The sequence below is a fragment of the Kitasatospora sp. CM 4170 genome (assembly GCF_032110285.1).
Taxonomy (GTDB): Bacteria; Actinomycetota; Actinomycetes; order Streptomycetales; family Streptomycetaceae; genus Kitasatospora; species Kitasatospora aburaviensis.
Genome location: NZ_CP134877.1, coordinates 2,155,473 through 2,173,552 on the forward strand (window position 1 = coordinate 2,155,473; position 18,080 = coordinate 2,173,552).

An 18,080-nucleotide genomic window follows, 5' to 3' on the forward strand; every position below is an offset into this window, starting at 1 on the left:
CCGGAAGGCCGGACAAGCCGTCCGGCAACTAACTGCCAGGACTCCCGGGAATTCCCGCACGGCCGGTCGGCCGGGCTCAGGTCAGCCCGGCACCGAGCCGGGCCGCCGCGTCGATCAGCAGGCCGCCGTGCAGTCGGCCGGGGGCCCGCGAGAGCAGGGTCACCGGCCCGTCCAGCACCAGCGCCGCGACCACCCGGCCGGCCGCGCCGCGCACCGGCACGGCGACCGCGGCGAAGCCCAGCTCGCCGGCGCCCAGGCTCTGCGCCCAGCCCTGCCGGCGCACGTTGGTCAGGGTGACCGCACCGAACCCGGCGCCGCGCATGGCCCGGCCGAGTTCGTCCGGGTCCTCCCAGGCGAGCAGGGCCTGCGCGCCCGCACCGGCCTTCATCGGCAGCGCCACGCCGAGCGCCGAGCGGGCCTGCCGCCCGGTGCCCGGCCCCTCGGCGGTGGCCACGCAGATCCGCAGGTCCCCCTGGCGCCGGTAGAGGCGGGCGCTCGCCCCGGTCCGGACCCGCAGGTCGGCCAGCACGGCGTCGGCGCCCTGGAGCAGCCGGTCGCGCCCGGCCTCGTCGGCCAGCTCGCCGATCCGCGGGCCGATCAGGAAGCGCCCCTGGGCGTCCCTGGTCAGCAGCCGGATGCTCTCCAGGGCCAGCGCCAGCCGGTGCACGGTGGCCCTGGAGAGCCCGGTGACGTCGCTCAGCGTCCGCAGCGAGGCCGGTCCGCCGGCCAGGACGCCGAGCAGCAGCGAGGTCTTGTCCAGGACGCCGACGCCGCTGCTCGGCCGCCCGGTCGCGGTGCCGGTCACGTCAGACGAGCCGGGCGGCCAGGTCGCGCAGCAGCGCGTCCCGCTCGCCCAGCAGGTAGAAGTGGTCGCCGGGGAAGACGGTCAGGTCGAAGGAGGCGGCGGCGACGTCCGCCCAGGCCGCCATGTCGACCGGGTCGATCCCGCCGTCCCGGTCGCCGACGTAGCCGACCACCGGGCAGTGCACCGGGTGGCCTGGCTGCGCGCGGTAGGTGCCGACGATCCGGAAGTCGGCCCGCAGCGCGGGCATCACCAGCTCGAACAGGTCCGGGTCCCGGATCAGCTGCGCCTCGGTGCCGCCGAGGCCGAGGACCTCCTGGATCAGGGCCTCGTCCCCGCCGAGGTAGGTGGGCTCGGGGTTCACCCGGTGCGGGGCCTTGCGGGCCGAGACGAACAGACCGGCGAGCCGGACACCGTGGTCCCGCTCCAGCCTGAGCGCGACCTCGTAGCCGAGCGAGGCGCCCATGCTGTGGCCGAACAGGTAGACCGGCACGTCCAGGAGGGGCAGCAGCGCCTCGGTGACCGCGTCGGCGAGCTCCGGCATCCCGGTGATGCACTCCTCGGCGATCCGCTCCTGCCGGCCGGGGTAGCGGGTGGCCAGCACCTCGACCCCGGACGCGAAGTGGTCCGCCCAGCCGTGGAAGGCACTGGCGGCGCCACCCGCGTGGGGCAGGCAGACCAACCGCCTGGCCACGTCCCCGTCCGGCGGCGGGTAGCGCCGGAACCAGCGGCTGTCGACCGCGCTCTCGATCATCTCTCCCTCTCCTCTCGGTCCGTCAACCCCGGGCGGCCTGCAGGGCCGGAGCGGCCGCCGCGAGGGCCTCCGGGCTGTCGACGGAGAGCACTTCGGTCTCCGGTGTGATGCGGCGGACCATCCCGGCCAGGGTCCGGCCCGGGCCCAGCTCGATCAGCCGGCGGCAGCCCAGCGGGCCCACCAGCGTCCGGACCCCCGCCTCCCAGAGCACCGGGGAGACCAGCTGGCGGCCCATCAGGTCCGGCCAGTCGTCTCCCGAGGCGTGCGGGCGGGCGTCCACGTTGGCGACCACCGGCGTGTGCACCGGGGCGAACCCGACGCCCGTGAGCGCCGCGCGCAGCCGTCCGGCCGCGGGCGCCATGTACGGGCTGTGGAAGGCCCCGCCGACCGGGACGCTGATCAGCTTGGCGCCGATCCCCGGCGCCTCGGCGGCGGCCGCCGCCACCCCGTCGGCGGAGCCCGAGAGCACCACCTGGCCGGGTGCGTTCACATTGGCCACCCAGACCCGGTGGCCGGCCTGCCGGGCGTCCTCGACCAGCGTCTCGACCGCCGGCAGCGGCGCACCGACGAGCACCCCCATGGTGCCGTCGGACAGTTCGGCGGCCTCCCGCATGGCGCGGCCGCGGACCGCGACCAGCCCGGCGGCGTCCGCCAGGCCGAGCGCCCCGGCGGCCACCAGCGCGGCGTACTCGCCCAGGCTGTGGCCGGCACAGGCGGCCACCGGCGCACCGGCCGTCAGGCCGGCGCGGTCCGCCTCCTCGAACGCCATGACGGCGACGGTGAAGACGGCCAGCTGCGCCAGGTCGGTCCGGCGCAGCCGTTCGGCGTCGGCGTGCAGGAGCAGTTCGGCGACGTCCTGGCCGGACTGCTCGGAGACCGTCTCGACGACGGCCCAGGCGCCGGTCTCCTGCCAGGGCTCGCCCATGCCCTGCTTCTGGGTCCCCTGCCCGGGGAACAGCAGCGCGATCGGTTCGGGGGTCATGGATGCACCTTCGGTCGGTGGGTCACCGGCGTCCCGGGGCTTAGCGGCGGAGCCGGACCCGCCGGGGGAACGGCCCCGGCTCCGCCGAGTGCCGCCGCCCGGCCCGTCTCCCACCGGGACGGGCCGTGTCTGACGGCGGCTCCGGCAGCCCGCCCGGGGAGGTGGCTGCCGGAGGCTCTGTGGTGCTGCGGACGCGGCCCGTGCGGGCCGGTCCCGGTCGGCGGCGGGCCGGGGCACGCGGTGCCCCTCCGCCGCCGCGGTGGTGCTGCGGCCGCGGTGCGGTCGTGCCGCCCGCCGGAGCCCGGTCGGGCGCTCCGCCGGGCCGCCCTCGGGTCCGCCCCCCGGACCGGGCTCCGGCCGCCGCGCAGACCCGTCCGCGGCCCGTGGTGGTACGGCGGCGAACCGGCCAGTCGAGGTGGCCCCCGGCCTTCCGCCGCCATTTCTATCCGCCCCCCGGAGCCGGCGGCAACGCCCGCTTCAGGAAGCTGCCACCGGCGCATCCGGCGGCCGGCGCGGCGGGCGACGGCGCAGGTCAGGCGGTGCGCCGGGCCGGTCGGGAGGCCGGGCCGAGGGGCAGCAGCCCGAGCTCGGCGGCCCGCGCGCCGGCCTGGAACCGGGAGTTCGCGCCGAGCATTTCCATGATCTCGGCGACGTAGCGCCGGTAGGTGCGGACCGACACCGAGAGCTCCCGGGCGGCCACCTCGTCCGTCACCCCGGCGTTCAGCCGGTCGAGGATCCGCCGGGCGAACTCCGCCCGGGCCCAGCCGCCGAAGTCGAGCTGCTGCTCCACCGGGATCGCCCGCCGCCAGACGCCGGCGAACAGGTTGTGCAGGGTTCGGATCACCGAGACGTCCCGGACCACGGCCGCCTGGCGGTTCCCGGTGACCAGGTCCGCGCAGGCCAGCACCACCTGGTTGTCCACCAGGACCGTTTCCATCCAGGGCAGTTGGGCCGTGCGCACCTCCAGCTGGCGGCCCGCGTCCAGCTGCGTGCGGACGAACTCCCGGTCCAGGGTCTCCGGCACGCACAGCAGCCGCACCGTGACGGCGTCGCCGCAGGCGGCGAGCATCTCGCCGAGCGCCCGGTAGATCCCCTTGGCCCGGGGCACGTCCGAGGCCAGGACGACCTCCAGACCGCGTCTGGTCCGCCCGATCAGCCGGGCCGCCTCGGCCGAGAGCACCGCCTCGTCCGGTTTCACGGAGGTCACCACGGCGCCCCGGGACACGAAGTTCCGGTGCCGCACCACGGCGTCCTCGATCAGTGCCTGTACCTCCAAGAGCCCGCGCTCGACCTGGTCCCCCGGTCGGCGGCGGGTGAGCGGTGCCGGTCCCGGCACCGCCGACAGTTCCCTCATGGTTTCCCCCATGACATGCGACTCCGTCCACCGCCATCGAACAGCGCGGCGGCACGGCAGCCCTACCGCCCTGTCAGCAAGCTGCGTGGCCGACCCGCCGATCCGCGCCGACACCCCCGGATCGGCCACGGTCCGTGCGCGGCCGCCCACGCGCGGTGGCGATCCGCCGGAGCGGGCCCGGACACCTGACCGATTCCGGTCATGACAGCTACTGGCCAATTCCGAATTCCCGGACCCCGGCAGGCACTACGTTCGAGCCAGCCTTTCGAGGGAGGTAATTCCGTGAATAGCAGTCGGCTCACGGACCCGACCGAACACGGCATTTTCCACCGGCTCCTGACAATGATGTCGGAGACCGGGGTGCCGTTCCGTCTGATCCACCACCGGCCGGAAGGACGTACCGCCGAGGCGAGTGAGATGCGCGGGCACGCGCTGCGGCAGGCCGCGAAATCCATCGTGGTCCGGACCAGGACCGCCGGGAGCCCGCCCCGGCACAGTGTCGTCGTCGTCCCCGGTGACCGCCGGGTCGACCTGGAAGCCGTCGCCCACCACCTCGGCGGCGATCGAGCGGCCTTCGCCGACCGGCAGACCGCCGAGCGGCTCACCCGGTGCCGCAGCGGGTCCATCGTCCCGTTCACCTTCGACCGCGACCTCGGGCTGCTGGCCGACCCCGGCCTGCTCGAACACGAAGAGATCTTCTTCAACGCGGCCCGGCTCGACCGTTCGCTGGCCGTGGCGCCGGCGGACTGGGCCACGCTCGCGCGACCGCTGATCAAGCCGGTCGCGCAGCGCGATCCGGTGGCCGCCGGCCACTGACCGCCCGGCCCGCCCGACCCGGCGATCCGGCGACCCGGCCGGGGCAGGCCGAGCAGGCCGGTGCGACGCAACGGAGCTCCGGTGGTGCGGCGATCCCGCGCCACCGGAGCTCCGCCGCGTCCGGGTCAGCCGACGGCCGCCATCACCGCGTGCTCCGCCACGGCGTTCTCCGCCACCGTCCAGCCACCCGCGTCCAGCAGCCGCGACAGCGCCGGCGCGGACCTCTGCTGCACCAGCAGCTCGACCAGGCCGCGCGGGCGGTCCATCGAGTGCTCGATCCGGACGTCCTCGATGTTCACGCCGATCTCGCCCACGGCGGTGAACAGCCGCGCCAGGGCGCCGGGTTGGTCCGGCACCAGGACCGGCACGGCGGTCAGGTCGGTGAGCGGCGTCCCCGACTTGTGGGCGACCCGTGCCCGGCCCTCGTTGCCGGTGCGCAGCAGGCCGTCCAGGGTGGACGCGGCCGCCCTGCGCCGTACGGCGTCGGCGCCGCCCAGGGCCCGCAGCGCGCCGATCGCCCGGCCGAGGTCGGCCGCGTAGGCGTCCAGGACGTCGGCGACGGCGGTGGCGTTGGCGTCCAGGATCTCGTTCCAGAGACCGGGGTCGCCGGCCGCGATCCTGGTGACGTCGCGCAGCCCCTGCCCCGAGATCCGGATGCTCTCCTCCCCCGCGCCCGCCAGCCGGGCCGCCAGCAGCGAGGAGACCAGGTGCGGGGCGTGCGAGACCAGGGCGACGGCGCGGTCGTGCGCCGCCGCGTCCATCACCACCGGCGTGCCCCCGCACAGCGAGGCCAGCTCCAGCGCGCGGTTCAGCGTCTCCTGCCCGGTGCACGGGGAGGGGGTGAGCACCCACGGACGGCCCTCGAAGAGGTCGGCCCGGCCGGCCAGCGGCCCGGAGCGCTCGGTGCCCGCCATCGGGTGGCCGCCGATGTAACTGGCCGGGTCGGCCCCGGCCCGGTCGATCTCGTCGTGCGGCTGGGCCTTGACGCTGGCGACGTCGGTGTAGGCGTGGGCCAGCCCGACCCGCTGCGACCGGGCGAGGACGGTGCCGACGTGCGCGGGCGGCACCGCGAGGACGGCCAGGTCGACCGGCCCGTCGGGGGCGGCCAGCGAGCCGGCGCCCATGGCCTCCGCGGTCCTGGCGGCCGTCCGGTTCACGTCGTCCAGGTACACGGTGACGCCGTGCCTGGCCAGCGCGAGCGCGACGGAGGTGCCGATCGCCCCGGTTCCGATGACGGCGGCGCTCCTCATCGGTCGGCCGCCCGGGTCGTGCCGGCGGCCGCGGCGTGGGCCGAGGCCTCGGCCTCCACGAAGCGGGCCAGCCGGGCCGTGCCGTCCTCGACGTCGGCGCGGGTCAGGTAGCTGAAGGAGAGTCGCATGGCGTGCTCGCCGCCTCCCTGCGGGTAGAAGTACGACATCGGGGTCCAGATCACGCCGTACTCCTCGGCGGAGCGCAGCAGGGCCGCGTTGTCGGCGCGGAACGGCACGTTGACGGTGAGGAAGAACCCGCCGCTCGGCACGTTCCAGGAAAGGCCGAGCGAGCGGCGCCGCTCCTCGGGGAAGTGCCGTTCCAGCTGCTCCAGCACGGCCGCCAGAACGTCCCCGTAGTGCGCGGCGGGCCCGGCGTTGAGCTCCGAGAGCCGCCCGTCGGCGGCCAGCAGCAGGCCGGCCACGGCGGCCTGGCTGAGCGGCGGGGTGTTGACCGTCACCATGCTCTTGATCCGGGCCAGCTCGTCGGCGAGCAGGCCGGTGCCGCCCTGTGCGTCCTCGACGGTCTGGTCCGCGACCACGAAGCCGATCCGCGCCCCGGGGAAGGCCGTCTTGGAGTACGAGCCGAGGTGCACCACCCGACGCCCGGTGTCGAGCGCCTTGAGCGTGGGCAGCCGGGTGCCGGTGCTCATCAGGCGGTAGGGGTTGTCCTCGATCAGCAGCAGGTCGAGCCGCGCCGCCAGCGCGAGCAGCTCCTCCCGGGCCTGCAGCGGCATGGTGTTTCCGGACGGGTTGGAGTGGTCGGGCACCAGGTAGAGCGCGCGCGGGCGCCGCCCCCGGGCCCGCTCGGCCAGGACCGCCGCCTCGACCGCCGCGGTGCCGATCCCGTCCGGCCCCTCCTCGACGGGGGTGACCGGGATGCCCAGCAGGGCGGCGGCGCCGGTGATCCCCACGTAGCAGGGGCTGGCGGCCAGCAGCACGTCCTGCGGGCCGGCGAACAGCGCGCGCAGGGTGAGGAACATCGCCTCCTGGCAGCCCACGGTGACCACGATCGAGCCGGGGGCGGCGTCGATGCCCTCGTCCGCACGCAACGAGTCGGCGATCAGGCCGTTGATCAGCCCGGCGGTGGGGCCGTACTGGAAGAGCTTGGTCCGGACCGCCTCGGGGGTGTCGCCCTCGGCGGCCAGGTGGTCGAGGTAGCGGCGGACGTGGCCGAAGAGCTGCTCGGTGTCGAAGAAGCCCTCGTAGGGGCGGCCCGGCGCGAAGGAGACGGCCCCGGGGTAGCGGGTGGTCACCTCGTTGAGGAAGTTCATGGTGTCCAGCACCGGGTCGCCGAGGCTGGCGTGCAGCTCCTCCTTGCGCAGCACGACCGGGGCGGCGGGATCCGCCGCCGGCCGGGCCGGGACCGCCGTCGCCGGGGTCGGTACGGGCCCGGCGCCGGCCGGGCTCAGCAGCGCGGGGCCGGCGGCGGCGGCCGACGGCGTGCCGGTGAGCAGCAGTGCGTCCGCCAGCTCGCCGACCAGGATGTCGAACACGTCGGCGACGCCGCTCTGCCCGGCCACCGCCAGCCCGTGCAGCACCGGGCGGCCGAGCAGGACGGCGTCGGCGCCGAGCGCCAGCGCCGTCAGCACGTCGGTGCCGCGCCGCACCCCGCCGTCGAGCAGGACCGGGCAGCGGCCGGCCGCCGCGACCGCCACCTCCGCCAGGACGTCCACGGTGGCGTGGGCGCCGTCGAGTTGGCGGCCGCCGTGGTTGGAGACGACGAGGCCGTCCGCGCCGGCGTCGAGCGCCCGGGCGGCGTCCTCGCCGGTGGTGACGCCCTTGAGCAGCACCGGCAGCGGGCTGACCGACTTCAGCCAGGAGACCACCGACCAGTCCAGCGCGGGGTCCAGCTCGGTGCGCGAGTGCCCGCTGGGCGAGGAGTAGTCGCCCGGCGGCAGGTTGGCGGGCACGATGCCCTCCGGCAGCCGGAAGCCGTTGCGCAGGTCGCGCAGCCGGCGGCCGAGCCGGGGCGTGTCCACGGTGAGGACCAGCGCCTCGAAGCCCGCCTCGGCGGCCCGTTCCACCAGCCGACGGGTCACCGACCGGTCGCGGAAGCAGTAGACCTGCAGCCAGAGCGGCGAGTTCGCGGCGGCGGCCAGCTTGTCGAAGGGCTGCCCGGCGAAGGTGCTCACCACGACCGGCAGGCCCGCCACCCCGGCCGCCTGCACGGTGGCCGTCTCACCGCCGGGGTGGACCAGCGTGTGGTAGGCCATCGGGGCCACACCCACCGGGGCGGCCCAGCGGCGGCCGAGCACCGTGACGGCGGTGTCGGCCTCGGCCACCCCGGTCAGCACCCGGGTGCGCAGCCGCCGCCGGTCGAAGGCGAGGAGGTTCTCGGAGAGCGTCCGCTCCTCCCCGGCGCCGCCCTGGAGGAAGTCCCAGACCCCCGGGTCCATCCCCTCGCGCGCCAGGGCCGCGTAGTCGTCCAGGGTCAGCGCCTGCCGCGGCGCGGTGCGGGGGTCGGCGGCGCTCATGCGGCGACCGCCTTCGCGCCCGGGTGTCCTTCGGTTGTGACGTCGCGTTCGAACATCGTGCTTTCCCAATCGACGGGGGCAGAGCCGGTCTCCATTGGACGCGGTCGATCGCCCGCGGAGCGGCCCCGGCGGCCCGGATCGTCAGGTTGCTGACACGCGCGGGGCCCGCGCCGGGCCCGCGAGGGCGCCACGCGGGCCCGGCCGGCGGTCGCGACCGCCGTCAGCGGGCCACGGCCGCCTCACCGCGCCAGGCCTCGGCCGGCGCGGCGGCGGGGGTACCCGCCGGGATCGCAGCGGCCTCGGTGGCGGCGGTGGCCGCAGCGGCCTCGGTCGCGCGGCGGCGCCGGTAGTACTGCACCGTCAGGGCGCCGACCAGCGGCCCCCAGGCCACCAGCGGGCCGTAGGCGACCCAGAAGACCACCGTCTGCCACCCGTGCGTCACCGTGCCGTCCGGGCTCCCGTTGATCATCAGGCCGAGGGCGGACATCAGCAGCCCGTACGGGAAGATCAGCAGGAGGGTGGCGCCGATGCCGGCCGGGACGACCGCGGCCTTGATCGGCACCCGGCGGCCGCGCAGCACGGGGACCCAGCGCGGCCACACCTCGCCCCAGCGGGCGATCAGCCCGAAGCTGAGGAAGGCCAGGACCTCGCTGAGCACGCTGAGCGCGACCACGTACTGCGGCCCCTCGAAGATCACCGGGCCGTGCCCCTCCGGGGGCGCCGCGCGGTGCTCCAGCAGCGGTGCGCCGCCGGCCACCCCGGCGATCCGCCAGATGCAGGAGGGCGTGGTGGTCAGCGGAACGGCGTAGGCCGCCCACAGCGCCCAGCGGGGCACGCCGGCCGCCGGCCGGCCGTGCAGCTTGCTCAGAGTGGTGCGAGCGGTCATCGGGAGTCCCCCCTGGGGTACGTGCGTCCGACCGGTGGGCGGATCGTCCGAACTCCACTGGCCCGACGGGCAGTTCATGCCTTCGTGTAATCAAGCCTGGCAGCCCGCCGGGCCGCTCGCGTCCATCGTGCGGAGGGACCGGCTCACCCGCACGGGGGAGCCGGCGCTGCGCCCCGCGGAGGACTGGGCTGCACGGGGGCGGCCCGGCGGGGCCGCGACGGGTCACCGGTCGCGCTGGGCAGGGATCGCGGCCGTCTCCGCAGCCGGAGCGGGGCTCCGCAGCGGGCCGAACCCCTCGATGGGGATGGTGTCCCAGGGGCGGTAGGCGATCGTCATCCGGCCGACGGAGAGCACCGGCTCGCCGTCCACCAGCGTCTCGCCCTCGAAGACCGTGGTGTCGTTCATGGCCAGGGCGACCCTGATCCGGTGCTCCAGCACCACTCCCGGGTGGACCGGCCGGTGGAACCGGACGTCGCTGACCCCGCCGAGCAGCATCACGGCCTCGGGCGCGTCGCCGGCCGCCATGCTCGCCAGCAGGCCGGCGGTCTGGCCCCACGACTCGACGAGCAGCGCGGGCGGGTAGGCCAGCCGCTCGGCCGGGGTACCGAAGGGGAGCCCCAGGTAGCAGGGCTCGTTGCCGGTGACCGCCTTGACCGCGGTGATCCGCTCACCCGGTACGGCCTCGACGATCCGGTCCACCAGCAGCATCGGGCGCCGGCGCGGGAGCAGCCGGGCGATTCCGTCCAGCCCGATCACCGCGCGGCCTCCGCGCCGTAGCGCAGCCGCGCGGACGAGGCCGGGCCGCGCGGGGTGGCGACGGTGACCGCGCAGGTCCACTCGTCCGGGCCCTGCTGCGCCCAGGCGAGTTCGACGCTCAGCTCGTCGCCGGGGAACGCCGCACCGCTGAAACGGGCCCGGTCGACGGTCTGCAGGTGCAGGCCGGGAACGGGCAGGTTGGCGTCGGCGCTCGCCCAGGCGTAGTCCAGCAGGGAGACCCCGGGCAGGATCGGGAAGCCGTCGCAGGGGCCGGAGAACACCGGCTCCAGGCTCGCGACGTACCGGATCGGTGCGGGCGCCGCCGGTCCGGCCGCGCCGGTCCGGGCGGCCGCGCCCGGGCCGCTCCCCGGGATCATGCCCGGCCTCCCGCCGGGTGGGTGCCGCGGCCGCGGCGGGTACGGCAGGTGGCGGCCGACCGGCCGCGGTCGGCGGCCGGGTGCGGGGCCGCGGGTGCGGCGGTCCGCCGCGTGGTGCCGGGGTGTGCCGGGCAGCGTCTGGCCGACGGTGTGCGGGCCATCCCTGTCTCCTGTCCTCGGAAGGTGGTCCGGCCGGTGCCACCGCGCTCGCGCGGGTGCGCTGCGCAGCGGGCGGGGCCGTCGCGCGGTGCCGGTCGACCGCACCGCTCTCTCGGTGAATGGTTCACCGGAGCGCGGTGCGGCGGAACGCCACGTCGAACAATTCGAACCCCCCAGGTGAAGCCACCGTGGAGGAGACGGGGAGGCGGCGGGAAGGCGGTGGGAAGGCGGCGGGCGGGTGTCCGCAGGGCGGCCGGACCGCACGACGGGGCGGCCGCCGGACCGCCGTGGCGTTCCACGGCACCGGCGACCGCCCCGGACCGGACCGGTGCGTCCGCGCGTCACCCGACCAGGGCGGCCTCCGGCTTCCTGCTCCGGCCGGCCGCCTCGGCGGCCCGGCGGCGCCGGTAGTAGTGCACCGTCAGGACGGCCAGCAGCGGCCCCCAGGCGGCCAGCGGCAGGTAGGAGACCCAGAACGCGACGGTCTGCCAGCCGTGGGTCATCGTGGTGTCCGGATTCCCGTTCACCATGCGGCCGTTGGCGAACATCACCATCGCGTACGGAAAGACCATCAGGAGCGCCGAGCCGACGCCCGCGGGGACGACCGCCGCCATGATCGGCACCCGGCGGCCGCCCAGCCCGGGGACCCACCGCGGCCACACCTCGCCCCACCGGGCGACCAGGCCCACGGCGAGGAAGGCCAGCGCCTCGCTGACCACGCTGAGCGCGATCACGTACCACCAGGAGCCCTCGCCGCTCACCAGGACGGCGCCGTGGCCTTCCGGTGGCGCGTCGTTGTGGTCGATCAGCGGCGCGTTGAGGTTCATCGCCGCGATGCGCCAGATGCACGAGGGCAGCGCCGTCAGGGTCGTCGCGTACGCGGTCCACACCGCCCAGCGGGGCACGCCCGCCGCCGTCGGGCCGTGCAGCTTGGTCAGGATGGTGCGAGCGGTCATCGGGAGCTCTCCTCGTTCGGATACCCGATCGGTGGCGGGGCGGCCAGGGCCTCCACCGATCCGGCGGGCGGTACCTGCCTGTTGCTGGTTCAACGGTGCCGGACGGAACGGGCCCCGCGCATCTGCCGCGAGAAGGGGAGCACTCCCCCGCGCGGGGGAGGCGACCCCTCCACCGCACGCAGGACGGACCCGGCCGGCCGGCGTCCGGACGCACGACGGCGCCCGGCCCGTGGGGGCCGGACGCCGTGGTGGCCCGGGTCAGGGCGTGTCCGACCGTTCGCCTCGTACCCGACGGGAACGGTCTCCCTGAGCACCTGCGGACGGTCCCGGGCTCAGCCGACGCGCAGCGGGAGCGCGTCGAGCAGCCGGGCCGGGAACACCTTGTGGGTGAGCTCGCCCGCCGGGACGGCCAGTTCGACCGTCTCGTAGCGGTCGAGCAGCGCCGCCACCACCGCCTCGGCCTGGACCTTGCCGAGCGCGGTGCCCAGGCAGTGGTGGATGCCGTGGCCGAAGCCGAGGTGGGCGGCGGTGCTGGCCCGGATGTCCAGCACGTCGGGGTTGGCCCGGTACTTCGGGTCGCGGTTGCCCGCACCGGTCGCGACCACCACGAAGTCGTTCTCCGCGATCAGCACCCCGCCGAGCTCGACCGGCTCCGCGGCCACGGAGAGCATCGCCAGGTGGACCGTGGTGTCGAAGCGGGCGAACTCGTCGACGGCGGCCGGGATCAGCGAGCGGTCGGCCCGCAGCAGGGCGAGCTGGTCCGGGTGCACCATCAGGGCCCGAACGCCGTTGGAGATCAGGTGGCTGGTCGGCCCGAAGCCGGCGCTCTGGATCTGGAACACCATCGAGACGAGCTCCTCCAGGCTGAGGATCCCGTCGACGTCGTGCGCCCGGACCAGCTCGCTGAGCAGGTTGTCCCCGGGTTCCCGGCGGCGCAGCTCCACCCAGGTCAGCACCAGATCGGCCAGCTCCCCGGCGATCTCGCGCATCCGCTCCGGCGGCTCGAAGTTGAGCGCGTTGGCCAGCCGGGTGAACTCCGCCTGGTCGCCCACCGGCACGCCCAGCAGCTCGCAGAGCACGGTGATCGGCAGCGGGTACGCGACGTCCGCGAGCAGCTCGATCTCGGGCTTGCCGGCCACCGCGTCGAACAGCTCGGCCACCACCTCGTTCACCCGCGCCCGCCGTGCCTGGACCTTGCGGTTGGTGAACGCCTTGCCGACCAGGCCGCGCAGCCGCCCGTGGTCCGGCGGGTCCATGGAGAGCAGGTGACTGGTCAGCACCCGCTCGCCGAAGGTCTGCTCCTCGGGCTCGGGCAGTGCCTCGACGCCCATCAGCGCGGCGGCGGCCCGGGCGATTCTGCCCTGGTCCTTGACCAGGCGTGGATCGGCCAGTGCGGAACGGCCCTCGGCGTAACCGACGACCAGCCACACCGGCGTCGGGCCGAAGCGGACCTGGACGACGGGGCCCTGCTCACGCAGTCGCGCGTAGACGGGGTACGGGTCCCGGTAGAAGTCCGGTCCCAGCTCCTCCAGGTCCGCCCCGGGTAGTTCCAGCGCTTCGACGTCGGTCTGCGTCATGGTGGTGTCTGCCTCTCGGGTACGACTCGCCAAACGTTCAGGCGACAGCTCTATCAGCGTCACGAGTGCCCGGTCCCCCCCGCATCGAAGAATCGAGAGCGGCTATTCCGGACGGCGCCGGCCCGCACTGTCCCACGTCCGGCACGACCTCCAAGTCCCCTCCCCGGCGCGCTGTCAACAACCTGACAGTTCGGTGGACCACATTCCGGGCCGACGGAATACTCGTCGGAACTTGGTAGGAATGGGCGGCACTTCACGACATTCCCACGACGGCGAGGAAGGATTCCGGCGGCCGCGGACACGACTGTCGATGCAGCACTCCGCACCTTCCATTTATCGATAGGTGACTGAGAAATGTCGCGTGGATTCTCGATCGGCATCGTCGGAGGTGGCGCGGCCGCAGTCTGCCTGATCGACGCGCTGGCCCGGGCCCGCGGCGGACCGGGCAGCGTCACGGTGTTCGAACCGTCGCCCGATCTCTGGCGCGGCCGCGCGTACCAGGTCGACACCGAGACGCTCCGGGTGAACGCCACCCCCGACGACATGTCGGTGCGGGCCGGCGACCCCGGGCACTTCGAGCGCTGGCTGGCGGCCCGGGACCGCGCCACCGGCGGCCCGGCGGAGTTCGACCCCTGGTCCGGCGTCCGCTTCGCCCCGCGCACCGTCTACGGCGAGTACCTGGAGCAGACCGCCGCCGCGGCCCTGGCCGACCTGCGCAGACAGGGCTGGCAGGTGAACCTCATCGGGGAGCCGGTGACGGCCGCCGACCGCGGCCCGGACGAGGTCGTGCTGCGCTCCGGCCGGGGCGGCGTCCGGTCCTTCGACCACGTGGTCCTCTGCGTCGGCGGCGACCGTCCCCAGGACGGCTACGGCCTCGCCGGCGCGGCGGGCTTCGTGGCCGACCCGTACCCGGTCCTGGGCCGGCTCCGGCAGATCGACGCGGACGACCACGTGGCCGTCCTCGGCAGCGGCCTGACCGCCGTCGACATCGTGCTCTCGCTCGCCGCCCAGGGCCACCGCGGCCCGATCAGCCTGCTCTCCCGGCGCGGTGTCCTGCCCGGGGTCCGGCAGCGCCCGATCCCCTTCGAGCTGCGGCACTTCACCACCGAGCGGCTGCGGTCGCTGGCCCGGCGGCGGCGCCACCTGTCGATCGACGACCTCGGCGCCCTGATGCGCGCCGAGTTCCGCGACGCCGGCGCCGACCTCGACGCGGCGATGGCCGACCTCGCGGCGCTCGGCCGGGAGGACCCGGTGGCGCGGCTGCGCCGCCAGCTCGGCGACGTCGACTCGCCCGCGATGGGACAGCGCATCCTGCAGCGCGCCGTCCCGGAGACCGGGCCCGACGTGTGGCCGCTGCTGCGGCCGCGGGACCAGGCCGAGGTGCTCCGCAGCCACTACCGCACCACGATGAGCCTCTGCTGCCCGATGCCCCCGGGCAGCGCCGCCGCCCTGCTGCGGATGTTCGACAGCGGGCAGCTGGCCAACCGCTCCGGGCTGCGGAGCATCACCGTGCGCCCCGACGCGCGCTTCGACGCCCTGACCGGTACCGACGCCGCCGTCACCGCCGACACGGTGGTGAACGCGGTGAACGCGGCCGAGGACCGGATCCCGGCGGCGGCGCGTCCGCTGGTCGACTCGCTGGTGCACGGCCGGGCCGCGGACCGGCACCCGTACGGCGGGCTGCACCTGGAGCGCGCCACCAGCCGGCTCACCGTGGACGGGCGGCCGGACCCGCGCCTGTACGGGCTCGGCAACATCGGGGCCGGCGCGCTCTTCTTCACCTGGGGCGTGCCGTCCCTGGTGGACCGCAGCGTGGACATCGTCGCCGCGATCCTCGACCACTCCGCGGAGCTGGACGCCGCCCGGGCCGCGGACGTCCTGGTCTCGACCTGAGCGGCCCGCACCGCCCCTCCCCGGGGCGTGTCCTTCGGGTCACGCCCCGCCCCCTGCGACCCGAGAGGAACGATCCGTCATGACCACCACGGCCCCGCGGCCGGAGGCCGAGTTCCTGGCCGACACCGCCACCGGCCTGCCGATCCCCGGCGAGCCCGAGTTCTCGACCCCCGAGGAGACCCGGCGCCACCGCAAGCAGCGGCTCGCCGCCGCCCTGCGGCTGTTCGGCAAGTACGGCTTCGGCGAGGGCATCTCCGGCCACATCTCGGTCCGCGACCCCGAGCACGCCGACCGGTTCTGGGTGAACCCCTTCGGCGTCTCCTTCAAGCGGGTCAGGGTCGCCGACCTGATCTGCGTCGACTCCACCGGCCGGGTGGTGGAGGGCCGGCACCGGGTCAATCCCAGCGCCTTCGTGATCCACTCGCAGATCCACGAGCTCCAGCCCGGGGCCACCGCCGCCGCGCACGGCCACACCGCACACTCCCGGGCGCTCGGTGCGCTCGGCCGGCTGCTGGAGCCCATCGACCAGGAGGCCTGCGCGTTCTACGGCCGCCAGGTGCTCTACGACGAGTACGAGGGACCCTCGGTCTCGCTGGCCCAGGGCCGGGACATCGCGGAGAAGCTCGGCGACAACCGCGCCATCCTGCTGCGCCACCACGGGCTCATCACGGTCGGCGGCTCGCTGGACGAGGCGGTGCACTGGTTCTTCACCTACGACAGCTGCGCGCAGGTCCAGCTGCTCGCCCACGCGGCCGGGACGCCGAAGGCGTTCAGCCACGAGCAGGCGCTGGCGGCCGGCGCCGGGTTCGGCGACGCCCAGCTCGGCTGGTTCAGCTTCCAGCTGCTCTGGGACGAGATCGTCGCCGAACAGCCGGACCTGCTGGACGAGTAGCCCCCGGGTCGGTCCCCCCGCCGCGGTCGGCGGGGGGACCACCGCCGTCGGTCCGGCGGTCCGTCACGGGGCCGCCGGCGCCCGGCCCGCACAGTCGTAGAGCCGGCTCGGCGCCGCTCCCCCGGGCCCGGCCGCCGCGTCGGCCGCGGGCGCGCCCACGCCGTACTCGGCCGGATCGACCGGCGCGCAGTTCGCCGCCACCCACTCCAGGTTCGCGGTGGTCGCCGTCGGCGGGCCCGGCTGGGTCGGCGGGACGGCCAGCACGTAGCGCAGCTCCCCCGCCCGCAGCAGGGACAGGAAGTGCTCCCGGTCCGGGAACGGGACGCGCCCGGTGAACCCGCCCATGGGCAGGACCGAGGCACCCGAGTCGGCGATGAGGTCCGCGGCCCGCACCGCGTCGGAGACGGCCAGCGCGTACCGGCGCCCGTCCGAGCGCTCGGCCGCGAACCGCAGCGCGGCCAGGTCCGCCGCGGCGGGCACCGTCGGGCCGAGCACCTGCCCGAGGTTCTCCGGCTTCAGGAACTCGGCGGCCGCCGCGGAGAGCTGTGCGCGCACCTCGGGCGGCGCGTCGACGAACTCCCAGTCGGCGAAGAGCGGACCGGCCTCCGGGCTGGTCGAGATCCCGGTGTACTCCCGGGCCGCGGTCGAGACGGTCCAGGTGGCCGGGGCCGCCAGCGCCGCCGCCACCCCCAGCACCACCCCGGCGGCCGCGAGCCGCTCCCGCGACCGGCGCAGCAGCGGCCCGCCCGGGGCGGTGCCCGACAGGAGCGGGCCCCGGAACACGGCCAGGAGCAGGCCCAGGAGCAGCAGCACCGCGAGGACGGCCAGGGTGGTCACCAGGCCGGGAAGCCAGGGCCGGAAGCCGGGTGCCCGCCGGGTGAGGACGACCGCCCAGGCGGCCGTGGCCGCGACCAGCACCGGCAGCGCCCAGGCCCGCCGGCCGCGCTCCCGGATCCCCTCCCGGAAGCCCTGCGCGCACCCGGCCAGGCCCACCCCGGCCAGCGCCGCCAGCGGCGGCCCGAGCACGACCGCGTAGGCGACGTGGTTGATCTGGGCGACGCTGAAGACCGTGGCGTAGGTGCCGAGCCAGCCGGCCCAGAGCAGCACCCCGGCGCGCGCGGGGTCGGTGCGGCCCGCGCGGCGGCGCCGGAGCAGCGTCCACACCACGGCCGCGGCCGCGGCCGGGAACAGCCACATGACCTGGGTGCCGAGCAGGCCGAAGACCGCGTCGAACAGACCGCTGCGGTAGGGGTACGTCCCGGCGGACTGCGTCTGTGCGTTGAACCGGTCGAGCCCGTTGTAGTCGAACACCATGCTGAACGGGTCGTTGTCGGAGGTCGCGTCGACGTACGGGCGGTCCTCGGCCGGAACCGCCCACACCACCGCCATCCAGGCGCAGGAGACCGCGGCCGTGACGACGCCGGCGAGGGCGAGGTCGCGCAGCCGGCGGGCCAGGGCGGTCGGTGCGGCGAGGAGGTGGACGGCGGCCAGCGCCGGCAGCACGCCCCACGCCTCCAGCATCTTGGCGTGCACCGCCAGCCCGACCCAGACCCCGGCCATCAGCAGTGGCCCCAGCCGCCCGCCGTCCACCGCCCGCAGGGTCGCGTCGGCGGCCAGCACCAGCAGGAGCGTCAGCAGGGTGTCCGGCCAGGCGAAGTGGGCGAGTGCCGCGGCCACCGGCGTGCAGGCCATCGCGGCCGCGGCGAGCAGGGCGGCGGGCGGGCCGGCGTGCCGGCGCACGGCCCGGTGCAGCACCAGCACGGTGAGGACGGCGAAGACCGCCTGCGGCAGGAAGACCGCCCAGGGGTGGAACCCGAACAGCCGCACCGACAGCGCCTGCGGCCAGAGCGCCCCGGGGATCTTGTCGACGGTCAGGGAGGAGGCCGGGTCCAGCGCGCCGAAGAGGAAGGCCTTCCAGGAGTGCGCCATGCTGCGCACCGCGGCTGGCGCGTACGGCGAGAGGGCCCGGCCGTCGAGGTCCCAGCAGGCCACCAGCGCGCAGGCCGCGGCGATCACCGCCAGGACCGGCCGCTCGTAGGGTGGACGCGCGGCCCGGGGCCGCACCGGACCGGGCGCGGCGGTGCTGCCGTCCGCACCGGGTCGCTCCGGTCGATTCTGTGTGATGGACATGCCAGCAGGATCGGCGACCCGG

General features: G+C 75.6%; 15 protein-coding genes. 3 read left to right on the forward strand and 12 right to left on the reverse strand.

Annotated features, from left to right (window positions below; all coding sequences use genetic code 11):
• Window positions 1-76: 76 nt before the first annotated feature.
• The 4 genes from RMN57_RS08580 to RMN57_RS08595 form a co-directional block, all read right to left on the reverse strand.
• Window positions 77-805, reverse strand: coding sequence for an IclR family transcriptional regulator C-terminal domain-containing protein (locus tag RMN57_RS08580; protein ID WP_313762792.1), 729 nt, complete (start codon window positions 803-805; stop codon window positions 77-79).
• 1 nt (window position 806) lies between these two features.
• Entirely contained in the window at window positions 807-1,556 is a 750-nt protein-coding gene (locus RMN57_RS08585) for an alpha/beta fold hydrolase (protein WP_313762793.1), read from the reverse strand.
• 22 nt (window positions 1,557-1,578) lie between these two features.
• On the reverse strand, window positions 1,579-2,538 hold the full coding sequence (locus RMN57_RS08590; protein WP_313762794.1) for an ACP S-malonyltransferase: 960 nt from the start codon (window positions 2,536-2,538) through the stop codon (window positions 1,579-1,581).
• Between the two features lie 532 nt (window positions 2,539-3,070).
• Window positions 3,071-3,892, reverse strand: a complete 822-nt coding sequence (locus RMN57_RS08595) for a LuxR family transcriptional regulator (protein WP_313762795.1) — start codon at window positions 3,890-3,892, stop codon at window positions 3,071-3,073.
• A gap of 360 nt (window positions 3,893-4,252) precedes the next feature.
• Between RMN57_RS08595 and RMN57_RS08600 the strand changes: the two genes are divergently transcribed.
• A complete protein-coding gene (locus tag RMN57_RS08600) occupies window positions 4,253-4,708 on the forward strand; it encodes a YbaK/EbsC family protein (protein WP_313762796.1) in 456 nt (151 codons plus the stop codon).
• Between the two features lie 125 nt (window positions 4,709-4,833).
• Here RMN57_RS08600 and RMN57_RS08605 read toward each other — a convergent pair whose 3' ends face one another.
• The 7 genes from RMN57_RS08605 to RMN57_RS08635 form a co-directional block, all read right to left on the reverse strand.
• A complete protein-coding gene (locus RMN57_RS08605; RefSeq protein WP_313762797.1) occupies window positions 4,834-5,958 on the reverse strand; it encodes a prephenate dehydrogenase in 1,125 nt (374 codons plus the stop codon).
• Complete coding sequence (locus RMN57_RS08610; protein WP_313762798.1) at window positions 5,955-8,432, reverse strand: aminotransferase class I/II-fold pyridoxal phosphate-dependent enzyme; 2,478 nt, start codon at window positions 8,430-8,432, stop codon at window positions 5,955-5,957. The genes RMN57_RS08605 and RMN57_RS08610 overlap by 4 nt, the downstream gene beginning before the upstream one ends.
• Before the next feature lie 220 nt (window positions 8,433-8,652).
• Window positions 8,653-9,318 carry a hypothetical protein gene (locus RMN57_RS08615; protein WP_313762799.1) on the reverse strand — a complete coding sequence of 222 codons (666 nt, stop codon included), beginning with the start codon at window positions 9,316-9,318 and terminating at the stop codon, window positions 8,653-8,655.
• 222 nt (window positions 9,319-9,540) lie between these two features.
• A complete protein-coding gene (locus RMN57_RS08620; RefSeq protein ID WP_313762800.1) occupies window positions 9,541-10,074 on the reverse strand; it encodes a beta-hydroxyacyl-ACP dehydratase in 534 nt (177 codons plus the stop codon).
• Complete coding sequence (locus RMN57_RS08625) at window positions 10,071-10,451, reverse strand: hypothetical protein (protein WP_313762801.1); 381 nt, start codon at window positions 10,449-10,451, stop codon at window positions 10,071-10,073. Before RMN57_RS08625 ends, RMN57_RS08620 begins: the two co-directional genes overlap by 4 nt.
• Before the next feature lie 500 nt (window positions 10,452-10,951).
• Window positions 10,952-11,566 carry a hypothetical protein gene (locus tag RMN57_RS08630; RefSeq protein ID WP_313762802.1) on the reverse strand — a complete coding sequence of 205 codons (615 nt, stop codon included), beginning with the start codon at window positions 11,564-11,566 and terminating at the stop codon, window positions 10,952-10,954.
• 332 nt (window positions 11,567-11,898) lie between these two features.
• Window positions 11,899-13,143, reverse strand: a complete 1,245-nt coding sequence (locus RMN57_RS08635) for a cytochrome P450 (protein ID WP_313762803.1) — start codon at window positions 13,141-13,143, stop codon at window positions 11,899-11,901.
• A gap of 354 nt (window positions 13,144-13,497) precedes the next feature.
• Between RMN57_RS08635 and RMN57_RS08640 the strand changes: the two genes are divergently transcribed.
• Both RMN57_RS08640 and RMN57_RS08645 read left to right on the forward strand, forming a co-directional pair.
• Window positions 13,498-15,036 carry an FAD/NAD(P)-binding protein gene (locus RMN57_RS08640; RefSeq protein ID WP_313762804.1) on the forward strand — a complete coding sequence of 513 codons (1,539 nt, stop codon included), beginning with the start codon at window positions 13,498-13,500 and terminating at the stop codon, window positions 15,034-15,036.
• 79 nt (window positions 15,037-15,115) lie between these two features.
• On the forward strand, window positions 15,116-15,928 hold the full coding sequence (locus RMN57_RS08645) for a class II aldolase/adducin family protein (protein ID WP_313762805.1): 813 nt from the start codon (window positions 15,116-15,118) through the stop codon (window positions 15,926-15,928).
• 63 nt (window positions 15,929-15,991) lie between these two features.
• Here the strand turns inward: RMN57_RS08645 and RMN57_RS08650 are convergent, their stop codons facing one another.
• On the reverse strand, window positions 15,992-18,058 hold the full coding sequence (locus RMN57_RS08650) for a glycosyltransferase family 39 protein (RefSeq protein WP_313762806.1): 2,067 nt from the start codon (window positions 18,056-18,058) through the stop codon (window positions 15,992-15,994).
• Window positions 18,059-18,080: the final 22 nt, after the last annotated feature.